At 27.6% G+C, this 12,663-nt stretch carries 10 protein-coding genes and 3 pseudogenes; all 13 read left to right on the top strand.

Annotation, left to right across the window (positions count from 1 at the left end; genetic code table 11):
• Window position 1: 1 nt before the first annotated feature.
• Complete coding sequence (locus GRQ01_RS06815; protein ID WP_158335027.1) at window positions 2-1,279, top strand: alpha-2,3-sialyltransferase; 1,278 nt, start codon at window positions 2-4, stop codon at window positions 1,277-1,279.
• Complete coding sequence (locus GRQ01_RS06810) at window positions 1,267-3,120, top strand: capsular biosynthesis protein (RefSeq protein ID WP_158335026.1); 1,854 nt, start codon at window positions 1,267-1,269, stop codon at window positions 3,118-3,120. Before GRQ01_RS06815 ends, GRQ01_RS06810 begins: the two co-directional genes overlap by 13 nt.
• A gap of 76 nt (window positions 3,121-3,196) precedes the next feature.
• Window positions 3,197-4,387, top strand: a complete 1,191-nt coding sequence (locus GRQ01_RS06805; RefSeq protein ID WP_158335025.1) for a GDP-L-fucose synthase family protein — start codon at window positions 3,197-3,199, stop codon at window positions 4,385-4,387.
• Window positions 4,380-5,429, top strand: a complete 1,050-nt coding sequence (locus GRQ01_RS06800) for a GDP-L-fucose synthase family protein (protein ID WP_158335024.1) — start codon at window positions 4,380-4,382, stop codon at window positions 5,427-5,429. Before GRQ01_RS06805 ends, GRQ01_RS06800 begins: the two co-directional genes overlap by 8 nt.
• Window positions 5,430-5,438: 9 nt before the next feature.
• Window positions 5,439-6,617 carry a DegT/DnrJ/EryC1/StrS family aminotransferase gene (locus GRQ01_RS06795; RefSeq protein ID WP_158335023.1) on the top strand — a complete coding sequence of 393 codons (1,179 nt, stop codon included), beginning with the start codon at window positions 5,439-5,441 and terminating at the stop codon, window positions 6,615-6,617.
• A gap of 54 nt (window positions 6,618-6,671) precedes the next feature.
• Window positions 6,672-7,217 (top strand): dTDP-4-dehydrorhamnose 3,5-epimerase family protein, encoded by a 546-nt coding sequence (locus GRQ01_RS06790; RefSeq protein WP_158335022.1) that lies wholly within the window; start codon window positions 6,672-6,674, stop codon window positions 7,215-7,217.
• A 3-nt stretch (window positions 7,218-7,220) separates the two neighbouring features.
• Window positions 7,221-8,159 (top strand): FkbM family methyltransferase, encoded by a 939-nt coding sequence (locus GRQ01_RS06785; protein ID WP_158335021.1) that lies wholly within the window; start codon window positions 7,221-7,223, stop codon window positions 8,157-8,159.
• Window positions 8,160-8,342: 183 nt separating this feature from the next.
• On the top strand, window positions 8,343-9,377 hold the full coding sequence (locus GRQ01_RS06780; protein ID WP_158335020.1) for a GDP-mannose 4,6-dehydratase: 1,035 nt from the start codon (window positions 8,343-8,345) through the stop codon (window positions 9,375-9,377).
• A 23-nt stretch (window positions 9,378-9,400) separates the two neighbouring features.
• Window positions 9,401-10,338, top strand: a pseudogene (locus tag GRQ01_RS06775) (SDR family oxidoreductase).
• Window positions 10,339-10,399: 61 nt separating this feature from the next.
• A complete protein-coding gene (gene hddA / locus GRQ01_RS06770) occupies window positions 10,400-11,419 on the top strand; it encodes a D-glycero-D-manno-heptose 7-phosphate kinase (protein ID WP_158335019.1) in 1,020 nt (339 codons plus the stop codon).
• 17 nt (window positions 11,420-11,436) lie between these two features.
• A pseudogene (locus tag GRQ01_RS06765) lies at window positions 11,437-11,580 on the top strand (phosphoheptose isomerase); the annotation flags it as partial.
• Window positions 11,568-12,233 (top strand): D-glycero-D-manno-heptose 1-phosphate guanosyltransferase, encoded by a 666-nt coding sequence (gene hddC / locus GRQ01_RS06760; RefSeq protein WP_203121285.1) that lies wholly within the window; start codon window positions 11,568-11,570, stop codon window positions 12,231-12,233. The pseudogene GRQ01_RS06765 and the gene hddC, both read left to right, overlap by 13 nt.
• Before the next feature lie 60 nt (window positions 12,234-12,293).
• A pseudogene (locus tag GRQ01_RS06755) lies at window positions 12,294-12,663 on the top strand (DUF2972 domain-containing protein); the annotation flags it as partial.

Genomic DNA, 12,663 nt, shown 5'->3' with positions numbered 1-12,663 from the left:
TATGGGGAAAAAATTAGCAGTTCATTTATTTGGTGCACTAAGAACTTATAGTCAAACTTATGAAAGTTTTTTCAGTAATATTATAGATGTAAATAAACAAGATGGTTGGGAAATAGATATATTTTTGCACACATGGGATCAATTTGATACAGGAAGTGCCCACTCTCATATAAAATATCCAGGCTTAACTGGTGTAAAAATAGGCATTCATGATATAGAAAATATTATAGGAATTTATCAACCTAAACAATACCTTATTGAACCACCAATTTTAGATGCTACTAAATCTGGAATGTATATTACTTTAGAAAAAGTTAATAGTTTAAAATTAGACTATGAGCAAAAGCATAATATTAAATATAATTATCATTTATATACAAGACCTGATATTATGTTTTTTAAACCTTTGAAAATAGATGAATATATTAAAGTTTATAATTCTATAAGAAATCCTAGAAATGGTTGGGAAGGAGTATTTAAAGAGTTTCCTTTAATGCCTAAAACAAATTTTTGTTCATCAAATGCTTTTAGATTTGGTTTGTTAGATTCAAGAATGCCAAACGAAGGTGATTTAATATGGTTTAGTAATTTCAGTTCTGTTAAACATCCACATAGAGCATATTTAGAAGATAAGAATATATTTAATATTTTTATTAAATATAGATGGGAATATGAATTTAGACCATGGAGATCTGGAATGAAATATATTAATCAATATATGTTTGTTGATATCAGAAAATCAGATTTAGATAATCTAAACCACCAAATTTTAAATTTAAATCAAGAAAAGCTATCTTTACAAGAAAGTTTAGATTCTATTCCAACAAAAAAGTCCAATATGGAATTAATTTGTTTAGAACAAGATATAGAAATCAAAAAATTACAGCTTTATCAATTACAGAAAAAAGCAGGAATTTCTAATTTGCTTAATAAAAATAATATTATTTATCCTAATTCTGCTAAATTTATAGTTTGCAACCATTTATCTTATAAATTCGGAAGTGCTTTAATCAAATATAACTCTTTCATCGGTTATATTAAATTACCTTTCATATTATGGGCTATTTTTATTGCTCATAAAACTATTAATTTTAAAGAAAAAGTTTTTCCCCTAAAAACTTATCCAGATTATAATGAGGCTCAAAAAGAAAAAGACAGTTTCACATATAAATTGGGACAAATGTTTATAAAAGCTTGTAAAAATTGGTATAAAGGTGGTTTAATTAAATTTATTTTTGAAGTAAACAGGTTAACTGAGGATATGCGATGCAAAAAATGATTTCCAATGCCCTTGAGGCTTGGGATTTTAATATAGTTGAAAATCTTTACAAACAAAATTTGACTAATAAATATAAAGAATATATTGATTTATTATATCAAGTAGGAAATGTAAATGAATTAATTTTATTGTTTGATAATTTATCATCACAACATATTGTTGAGATAAGAGAGGAAACATATTTAGGAGATTTTTTTGAGTTTTATAACTTTTTAAAAGCGATTCTAACATTTAATGATCAAGAAATTATAAGCTGTATTAAAGCACACAAGCACATGCTTTTATGTATTAATTATATAATTTCTAGATCAATATTAAATTTTCACTTAAAAAAAGATCTTGTTATCTCATTATTTCCCTATGTAATAAAAAGTAATTCTTTAATTTTTCAGTCTTTTTTTATTAAGCAAGTTGTCGATTATTTTTCATGCATTGATAAAAAGTTTTTTTGTAATGATACAAGAAATATATTAACTGTTTTGCAAGAAAATTTTCATACTAATATGACAGAAGGTGCTAGAATTTATTACGAAAAATTCTTGTTGAATTATAATTACAATATTTTCTATAATAAGCATTTAAAATCCTCTCAAAAAGTTGCTTTGTGTATAAGTGGAGCAATGAGAGGAATAGAATGGGAAGTAAATTTAAAAAAGGTAATTGAAAGTTTTCCATTTAATGTTGATGTTTTTTTATTTACTTGGAATTCAGAATTTTTATGGCCTGGATTAAACGGTGCAGGGGGAAGCTGGGCTAAACGACTTTTAAACAAAGAATTATTAGATATAATTCCTGAACAAATTATGCATAGAAATAACTTAAAAAATTATTTTCCACATGTTTTTTTCAAATTAAACCAAGAATATTCTATTCCAATTAATCTTGAAAAATTACCTAAAACAGATATCATAAAAAAAATAATTGTAAAAAATCAAGATCAATTTCTTAAAAAATACGGTTTAAACCTTGACAATATATTTATTAATATTTCAAAAATATGGTATGCTAATTACGAATTATTAAAGTCAATTATTTGTTATGAAGCAGAAAACAATTTTCAATATGATTTTATTATTAAAGTTAGGCCTGATTTAGAATACAATATAAATTTTTCTATTGAAGATCTTGATAAAATGCATTTAAATGATTTAATGATAAAACATCATGAAAGTTTAAATGGTGGTTTAAATGATAATTTTGCTGCTGGAAGAAGGTGTGTAATGGAAATTTATTTGTCATTATGGAAATATGGTTTTTTAAATAAATCAATAAACTTTTTTAAAGATTTTCCTAATTTTAATTCTGCTCATGATATGTTATTACAATTTTGTTCTTTAATGAAGATAAATTGTATACCTTTACGATCTAATACCATTAAAAATTTTTATTTTATAGATTTTATACCACCGAACTTTAGCAAAGAACTGACTTTAGATTGTAAAAGGATTGATTGTAACTCTTTAGAAAAATCAAAGTTATCTAAAAGCATTGATTTTTTAAAAAAATATCAAGAATATTCTAAATTATATAATTACGACTATGATGTTTATAACCATTTATCCTATAAATTAGGCACAATATTAATTGATAATTCTAAAAATTTATATGGTTATATCCAAATGCCTATAAAGATTTTTATTTGTTTATATCAACATTGGCGCCACGATAAATATTTGTTGAATTGTCATAGTTCGCAATCTAGTATTATAAAGGAATGTTTTAAATATAAATTAGGTTCAATATTTATAGAGGCAACTAAAAATTGGTATAGAGGTGGATATATAAAATTCTGGTTTGACCTATATAAACTTAAAAAAGAATTTAAACATAAACAAAAGTAGAAATATATAGAGTATGTAAAAATAGAAATTTTAAGATTAATATATAATTTAAGTTAAAAACTTTTAAGGATAATTAATGCAAAAAGATTCAAAAATATATGTAGCAGGGCATAATGGAACAGCTGGAAGTGCTATTTTAAAAAGATTAAAAGAATTAGATTTTACTAATATTATTATAAGAGATCATAAAGAATTAGATTTGACTAATCAAGAAAAAGTTGCAGAATTTTTTGATTGTGAAAAGCCTGATTATGTTTTTTTCGCTGCAGCTAAATTAGCTCATTTAGGGATCAAGGCTCCAGCGGATATTTTGTATGAAAATTTAATGATGCAAAATAATGTTTTTTATAATGCTTATATGCATAATGTGAAAAAGCTTATTTTTTTTGGAAGCTCTTGGATGTATCCGCAAAAAGCTAACAATCCTATCAAAGAAGAAGCTTTATTATGTGATGAACTAGATTATCTTGCTGAACCTTATGCAATTGCTAAAATTGCAGGACTTAAGATGGCTGAAGCGTATAATTTACAATACGATACTAATTTTATTTGCGTAGCTTTAACCAATTTATATGGAGAAACTAAGGATTTTGATTTTAAAACGGCTAAAGTTTTACCTGCAATGCTAAGAAAAATTCATCTTGCAAAACTTTTATGTGAATCAAGATATGAAGAGCTTTTGTTAGATTTAAAAATTGATAATCTTGATGAAGCTAAACGATATTTAAAAAATCAGGGTATTGATGATAAAAGTGTGGAACTTTGGGGTAGTGGTCAACCAAGGCGTGAATTTTTACACAGTCAAGATTTAGCCGATGCTTGTATTTATATCATGCAAAATATTGATTTTAAAGATTTATATGATAATGATATAAAAGAGATTAAACATACTCATATTAATATAGGCACTAGTAAAGATCTTTGCATTAAAGACTTAGCTGAACTTATTAAAGAAATTATAGGCTATAAAGGAGAACTTAAATTTGATATTACTAAGCCTGATAGTTCTATGAATAGATTATTAGATTGTTCTAAACTTCATTCTTTAGGATGGAAACACAAAATTGAACTTGAAGAAGGGATTAAAATGATGTATAATTGGTATAAGCAGACTTATTATATAAATAGTAAGCAAAATATTGACAGGGGGGGGGGATTACAAGAGGAATTAGAATTTGATCCTTTTATTATTGTGCCTAAGCAACTTTATTGCGCAAATAACATACTTCATTTTACAAATTCTACTAAAAGGGTTTGTAATGCTTAAGGATTCAAAAATATATATAGCAGGGCATAATGGTCTTGTAGGTAGTGCTATGCTTGATGAATTTAAAAGACAAGGTTATAACAATCTTGTCTTTAGGACTCATGAAGAACTAGATTTAACTAATCAAAACGATGTTGCTATTTTTTTTGAAAAAGAAAAACCAGAATATGTATTTTTATCAGCTGCTAAAGTAGGTGGAATTTTAGCTAATAATACTTATCGCGCAGATTTTATTTATCAAAATTTAATGATAGAATGCAATGTTATTCATAATGCTTATTTACATAAGGTAAAAAAATTGCTCTTTGTGGCTTCAACTACAATATATCCTAAAAATGCACTTTTTCCAACTAATGAAAAACAAATGTTAGCAGGAGATTTAGAGTATACTAATAAACCTTATGCAATTGCTAAAATTGCGGGTTTAATATTATGTGAAAGTTATAATTTGCAGTATGGTACTAATTTTATAGCAATTACTCCTACAAATTTGTATGGTAATAATGATAAATTTGATCTTGAAAAATCTCATGTTTTACCTGCAATTTTAAGAAAAATGCATTTGGCTAAACTTTTAAACGAAAAGCGATATGAAGATTTATTAAGCGATCTAGGATTAAATTCTATTAATGAAGCTAAAGTTTATTTAAAACAGCATGGTATCAATGAAAATAGTGTTGAAATTTGGGGAAATGGAGAACCAACAAGAGAGTTTTTACACAGTCAAGATTTAGCAAATGCTTGTTTATTTATAATGAACAATATAGATTTTAAAGATTTAAAAGATAACAATACTGAAATTACTAATACACATTTAAATATAGGACCTAATAAAAATATCAGTATTAAAGATCTCGCTAATATGATTAAAAATATTGTTGGTTTTAAAGGTAAAATTATTTTTAACGTAAATCGTCCAAATGGTGTTATGCATAAACTTACCGATTGTTCTAAACTTCATTCTTTAGGATGGAAACACAAAATTGAACTTGAAGAAGGCATTAAAATGATGTATAATTGGTATTTGAAAAATAATAAATAAGGGACAAATATGGAATATAAACTAGCATCATCTACTTGGGATGAAAAAGAATTGCAAGCTATACAGGATGTTATCAAAAGCGATATGTTTACTATGGGTAAAAAGGTTGCTGAATTTGAAAAAGATTTTGCTGTATTTGCAGGTTCAAAATATGCAGTTATGACCAGTTCAGGATCAACCGCTAATTTAATTGCAGTCGCAGCCTTATTTTATACAAAAAATCCAAAGTTAAAAAGAGGAGATGAAGTTATAGTTCCAGCAGTTTCTTGGAGTACAACTTATTATCCTCTTTATCAATATGGTTTAAAGCTTAAATTTGTCGATATTGATTTAGAAACCTTAAATTATGATTTAGAAGCATTAAAAGATGCAATTACTAATGAGACTAAAATGATTATGGTGGTGAATCTTTTAGGCAATCCTAATGACTTTGATGCAATTCAAGATATGATTAAGGATAAAAATATCCTTTTGCTTGAAGATAATTGTGAGTCTATGGGTGCTGAGTATAAAGGAAAGCAAGCTGGAACTTTTGGTATTATGGGAACTTTTTCAACTTTTTTTTCCCATCATATGGCTACCATGGAGGGCGGTTTTGTAGTGACAGATAATGAGGAATTATATCATATACTTCTTTGTCTAAGGGCTCATGGTTGGACTAGAAATTTACCAAAAGAAAATTTGATTGTTAGTAAAGGTGAAGATTGGTTTAGCGAGTCTTTTCGCTTTGTTTTACCGGGATATAATGTTCGTCCAGTTGAAATGAGTGGTGCTATAGGTATAGAACAGCTTAAAAAATTACCTATGTTTTTAAAACATCGCAGAGAAAATGCTAAGTTATTTTACAGATATTTTAAAGATCATCCTGATTTCATAATTCAAAAAGAAATTGGTTCTAGTTCTTGGTTTGGTTTTTCATTGATCATTAAGCCAAATTCTAAATTACAAAGAAAAGATATTATTAAAAAATTAGAAGAAAATAGTATAGAATATCGACCTATTGCTACAGGTGATTTTACCCAAAATGAGGTAATCAAATATTTTAATTACGAGATTCATAAAGATCTTAAAAATGCTAAATACATTCATGAAAAAGGTTTTTTCGTTGGTAACCATCAGTTTGATATTAGTAATCAAATAGGTCTTTTAAATGAAGTCATAGTTAGCAGGGGGGGGGGGATTAAGTAATTTTAAATTTAAGACTCTTAATGTGACCTTTGAATATATTTTAAAGGTTGCATGATGGCTATTGAATTTGATATTAAAGAGTCTTTACTTTTCAAAGATGTATATATTATAACTCCTAATAAATTTAGAGATTTAAGGGGCGAAATTTGGACAGCATTTACTAGTGAAGCTATAGATAAACTTTTACCAGATGGATTGAAGTTTATACATGATAAATTCATACATTCTAAACACAATGTCATTCGCGGTATTCATGGGGATATAAAAACTTATAAATTAGCCACTTGTGTTTATGGAGAGGTGCATCAAGTTGTAGTAGATTGTAGAAAAGATTCTCCAACTTATTTGAAATATGAAAAATTTATTATAAATGAAGATAATCAACAAATTATTCTGGTACCAGCAGGTTTTGGAAATGGGCATTATGTTAGTAGTCAAAGTGCTGTTTATTACTATAAATGTGCTTATTTAGGAGAATATGTAGATGCTAAGGATCAGTTCACTTATGCATGGAATGATGAGAGAATAAAAATAGATTGGCCTACAAAATCTCCGATTCTCTCACAAAGAGATAGTTTAGCAACTAAAGACAAAGGATGAAATATGAAAAAATTGTTAGAAGAATTAAATATTAACTTAAAGCTTAATAATCAGTTATCTTATCAGATTTTAATGTTAAATATTATCTCGAATTCAGATATCAGCAAAAAAGATAAAGAGATTTTACTTTTATTACTACAAGATAGAGATAAAAATTATATTCGTATCAATCATAACGAACAATGTTATAAAAACATCACAACTTATTTGAATCTTATTAGACCTTTAGAAATACCTTTAAGAAATTTGATAAGAATAGGCGGTTTAAGTGATGGCGGATATGTAGTATACAATGAAGGAGGAGAAGGGGGAGGGGATACAAATAATATTGGTGTTCAAGCTATTTCCTTAGGTGTTTCAGAATATTCTCCTTGGGATTTGGAAATGGCTCAAAGAGGATTTAAGGTAATACAATATGATGGCAGTATACAAAAATGTCCATATAATCATGAAAATATTACATTTTATAAAAAATTTATAGGTAATATTGATAATGAAACCACAATTACTTTATCTCAAGTTTTAAAAGACAATAAACTAGATAAAAATAAGCCAAATATTTTACAATGCGATATTGAAAATTGCGAGTGGGATATGCTTGAAAATATTGATATTAGTGTTTTAAACATGTATTTTTCGCAAGTTATATTTGAGTTTCATGGATGCAATCCTGAGGAGCAAGATGGGATGCAAAAAAGAACAAATGTATTAACAAGGCTTAACGAATATTTTGTTCCTATACATACACATTTCAATAATCATGGAAAAATTTTTTATTCTAAAGGATTATTTTTTAGCACTACTTTGGAAGTAAGTTATTTAAGGAAAGATAGGCTAACACAAGATTTCAATTATAGAAAAGAATGTGGAAATTTACAAGGTTTAGATTTTCCGGTTTGGCCATCAAATCCTGAAATTCCAATAAGATTTGAATATGTTTAATTTTTTAGGTGGAATTAAAAATTTAATCAAATACTAAAATTAAGGTATCAATTCTTTAACAATTAAAATTTGATATCTTAACTTATAAAAATTGTAGATGACACACGAGAATTTGAAAAAGGCATTAAAATGATGTATAATTGGTATTTGAAAAAACAAAATAGATAAGGTGATAAGGCATTGATGAATAAAACAGCATTGATTACAGGTTTTACAGGGCAAGTGGGTTCTCAAATGGCAGATTTTTTACTTGCAAATACTGATTATGAAGTCATAGGTATGATGCGTTGGCAAGAGAGCATGGATAATATCTATCATCTTAGTGATAGAATCAATAAAAAAGATAAAATAAGTGTTTTTTATGCGGATTTAAATGATTATTCTAGTATTCAAAAGCTTTTTGAAAGTAAACGTCCTGATGTAATCTTTCATTTAGCAGCACAATCTTATCCAAAAACTTCTTTTGATATACCTATAGAAACTTTACAAACTAATATCATAGGCACTGCCAATATTTTAGAAAATATTAGACTCTTAAAGATAAAGGATGGCTATGATCCTGTAGTTCATGTGTGTTCATCTAGCGAAGTTTATGGAAAAGCTAAAGTGGGTGTAGCATTAAATGAAGAAACACAATTTCATGGAGCAAGTCCTTATAGTATAAGCAAAATCGGAACTGATTATCTTGGAAGATTTTATGGAGAAGCTTATGGAATAAAAACTTTTGTTACTAGAATGGGAACACATAGTGGTCCAAGAAGAAGTGATGTCTTTTTTGAGAGTACAGTGGCTAAACAAATTGCATTGATTGAAGCTGGCTATCAAGAGCCTGTTATAAAAGTGGGAAATCTTTCGAGTGTGAGGACTTTTCAAGATTGTCGTGATGCTATTAGGGCTTATTATTTGCTTTCACTTGAAAGTGAAAAAGGTAATGTGCCTTGTGGAGAAGCTTTTAATATAGCAGGAGAAGAGGCTTTTAAACTTCCCGAAGTTATAGATATATTGCTTAATTTTAGTGATATGGGGGAGGGTATACAGATAAAACAAGATGAAGATAGAATGCGTCCTATTGATGCAGACTATCAAATGTTTGATAACACAAAGATAAAAAGTTTTATCGATTGGAAGGCTGAAATTCCAGTTAAGCAAATGCTTGAAGATTTGCTAAATCATTGGAGAAATGAAATTAAAAAAGGCAGAATTCCTTTAAATCGATAAAACAATCGATTTAAAGGAAAGAGATGTCAAAAAAGATTTTAATTACAGGTGGTGCAGGTTATATAGGTTCGGTTTTAACTCCAATTTTACTTGAAAAAGGTTATAAAGTTTGTGTAATAGATAATTTGATGTTTAATCAGGTTTCTCTTTTACCTTGTTCACATAATAAAAATTTTACTTTTATAAATGGCAATGCCATGGATGAAAATCTTATTGAACAAGAAGTTGCAAAAGCTGATGTTATTATTCCTCTAACTGCTTTAGTCGGAGCACCGCTGTACAAAAGAAATCCCAAGCTTGCTAAAATGGTTAATTATGAAGCTGTGAAAATGATAAGTGATTTTGCAAGCCCTTCTCAAATATTTATTTATCCAAATACAAATAGTGGTTATGGTATAGGTAAAAAAGATGTGATGTGTACTGAAGACTCTCCTTTAAACCCTATTTCAGAATATGGAATCGATAAAGTCCAAGCAGAGCAATATTTACTTGAAAAGGGAAATTGTGTAACTTTTCGTCTAGCAACTGTTTTTGGAATCTCTCCTAGAATGAGACTTGATTTATTTGTTAATGATTTTACTTATCGTGCTTATAAAGATAAATTTATAGTACTCTTTGAAGAACATTTTAGGCGTAATTATATTCATGTTCGTGATGTGGTCGAGGGTTTTATCCATGGAATTGAAAATTATCAATTTATGAAAGGTCAAGCTTATGATATGGGTTTAAGTTCTGCAAATTTAACTAAAAGACAACTTGCTGAAATGATTAAAAATATGTTCCTGATTTTTACATTCATTCAGCTAGTATAGGTGAAGATCCAGATAAAAGGGATTATTTAGTTTCAAATGCTAAGTTAGAGGCTACGGGTTGGAGTCCTGATAATTTATTAGAAGATGGTATTAAAGAGCTTTTAAGAGCATTTAAGATGATGAAAGTCAATTGTTTTGCAAATGTTTAGCTGATAAAAACTTAAGTAAAGTTTGATATAATTTAAAAAAATGTAGTAAACATGGATATTAATGAAAACAATACGTACACAAACCCCCCTTCGTTTAGGCTTAGCAGGCGGAGGGACTGATATTAATTTATACTGTGATAAGTATACAGGTTATGTTTTAAATACTACTATATCTTTATACATACATTGCACTTTAATTGAAAGAGAAGATAAAAAAATCATTTTTGATTCTCCTGATACTCATTCTTATGCAGAGTATGAAAGCAAAGAATTCTTAGAAAATGATGGAAATCTAGATATTTTTAAAAGCATTTATAATCGCATTGTAAAAGATTTTACAAAAAAGTCATTGAGCTTTTCTTTACATACTTATTCTGACGTGCCTAGCGGTAGTGGTTTAGGTGGAAGTTCTACTTTGGTTGTAGGGATTATAAAGGCCTTTGTAGAATGGCTTAATCTTCCTTTGGGAGAGTATGAAATTGCTAAGCTTGCTTATGAAATAGAAAGAGAAGATATGGGTATAGTAGGAGGTGCACAAGATCAATATGCTGCAACTTTTGGTGGATTTAATTTTATGGAATTTTATGATAATAAACGTGTGATTGTTAATCCTTTACGTATTAAAAACTGGATAGCAAATGAACTTGAAGCTAGAACGGTGCTTTATTTTACAAATATTACTAGAGAAGCAAAAGATATAGAAGAGCATAAAAAAGGAAAATTAGGCGATAATAAATCATTAGAAGCTATGCATGCTATAAAAGAAGATGCTGTGAAGATGAAAGAAGCTTTATTTAAGGCTGATTTTGATACTTTAGCATCAATTTTAGGTAAATCTTGGCAATCGAAAAAAATTATTTCTGATATTGTTAGCAATGATGAACTTGAAAGAATTTATAAACTTGCCATTGATAATGGAGCTTACAGTGGTAAAACAAGTGGTGCAGGAGCAGGTGGATTTATGTTTTTTTTCGTAGATCCTGTAAAGAAATATAATTTGATTAAAGCTTTAAATAAAGAACAAGGTTATGTGCAAGATTTTGCATTTACAAAAGAAGGGGTGAAATCATGGAGAATTTAAATTCTTGTGTTGTTCATGTAAATAGGCTTTGTGATTTTTGCATCCAAGTTCCCTCAACTTGTACTCCAAGAATTCAAGAAACTCATATTGTAATAGGGCATATTATATGTGCTATAGTTGAAGAAGAACTTTTTGGTAGAGGTTTTAAGTGCAAGCAATAATACTTTGCGGAGGTTTAGGAACTCGTTTAAGAAGTGTGATAAATGATGTTCCAAAACCTATGGCACCAGTAAATGATAAGCCTTTTTTGGAATTTATTTTTAAATATCTTAAAAAACAAAATATAAAAGAAGTTATTTTAGCAGTTTCTTATAAGTATGAAATGATTAAAGAGTATTTCAAAGATGAATTTTTGGATATAAAGATACAATATAGTATTGAAAAAGAGCCTTTAGGAACAGGTGGAGCTATAAAACAAGCTTTGAATTTTATAAAAGATAGGGCTTATGTTTTAAATGGAGATACCTTTTTTGATATTGATTTATATAAATTAAAGCTAAATGAAAGTAGAATTTGCCTTGCTTTAAAAATCATGCAAGATTTTGATAGATATGGTGCTGTTGAACTTGATAGTCAAAATTTCATCCAATCCTTTAAAGAAAAAGAATTTGTAAAACAAGGGTTAATAAATGGTGGAATTTATCTTATATCTAAAGATATTTTTAATGATTTCAGTTTAAAAAAGCGATTTTCTTTTGAAGAATTTTTACAAGAAAACTATTATAATTTAAAAGCCAGAGCTGAAATTTTTAAAGATTATTTTATAGATATTGGAATACCTGAGGATTATCATTATTTTATAATAAATCATTAGAATTTTTCTCATTGTTTATTACAGTATTAATATTTTAAGATTAATTTTTTAAGGAAATTTATGCAAAATCCTAACTCAGCTATACAAAGGATAAAAAATCATCTTGCTTATAAACTAGGACAAGCTATGATAGAATATAATAATAATGGGGGGGGTATATAAGATTATGTAAAAAACTTTATCAAATAAAAAAACAATATAAAAAAGAAAAAAGAATTTATCAAGAAACTATAAAAGTATTTCCTCAACTTAAATATCCTCCTTTAGAAAAATGCACTGATTATGAACAAGCTTTAAAATATCAATTTCATTTATCCTATTTTTTAGGTGAAGTGCTTTTACAAACTTTTAGAACTTGGTATAAAGGAAGTATGTTTAAACTGTCTAAAAATATCCAAGAAGCTAATGCAGATTTTAAAACTTTTAAAAA

The organism is Campylobacter bilis, assembly GCF_016806695.1.
GTDB classification, from domain to species: domain Bacteria; phylum Campylobacterota; class Campylobacteria; order Campylobacterales; family Campylobacteraceae; genus Campylobacter_D; species Campylobacter_D bilis.
The sequence above is the reverse complement of the archived record's forward strand: the minus strand, read 5'-3'. Positions and strand labels throughout refer to the sequence as shown.

What these genes read in the sequence shown, in the direction of transcription:
- GRQ01_RS06815 (WP_158335027.1), top strand. Translation starts at nt 2, where the DNA reads ATGGGGAAAAAATTAGCAGTTCATTTATTTGGTGCACTAAGAACTTAT.
- GRQ01_RS06800 (WP_158335024.1), top strand. Translation starts at nt 4,380, where the DNA reads ATGCTTAAGGATTCAAAAATATATATAGCAGGGCATAATGGTCTTGTA.
- GRQ01_RS06790 (WP_158335022.1), top strand. Translation starts at nt 6,672, where the DNA reads ATGGCTATTGAATTTGATATTAAAGAGTCTTTACTTTTCAAAGATGTA.
- GRQ01_RS06810 (WP_158335026.1), top strand. Translation starts at nt 1,267, where the DNA reads ATGCAAAAAATGATTTCCAATGCCCTTGAGGCTTGGGATTTTAATATA.
- GRQ01_RS06795 (WP_158335023.1), top strand. Translation starts at nt 5,439, where the DNA reads ATGGAATATAAACTAGCATCATCTACTTGGGATGAAAAAGAATTGCAA.
- GRQ01_RS06805 (WP_158335025.1), top strand. Translation starts at nt 3,197, where the DNA reads ATGCAAAAAGATTCAAAAATATATGTAGCAGGGCATAATGGAACAGCT.
- GRQ01_RS06780 (WP_158335020.1), top strand. Translation starts at nt 8,343, where the DNA reads ATGAATAAAACAGCATTGATTACAGGTTTTACAGGGCAAGTGGGTTCT.
- hddA (WP_158335019.1), top strand. Translation starts at nt 10,400, where the DNA reads ATGAAAACAATACGTACACAAACCCCCCTTCGTTTAGGCTTAGCAGGC.
- GRQ01_RS06785 (WP_158335021.1), top strand. Translation starts at nt 7,221, where the DNA reads ATGAAAAAATTGTTAGAAGAATTAAATATTAACTTAAAGCTTAATAAT.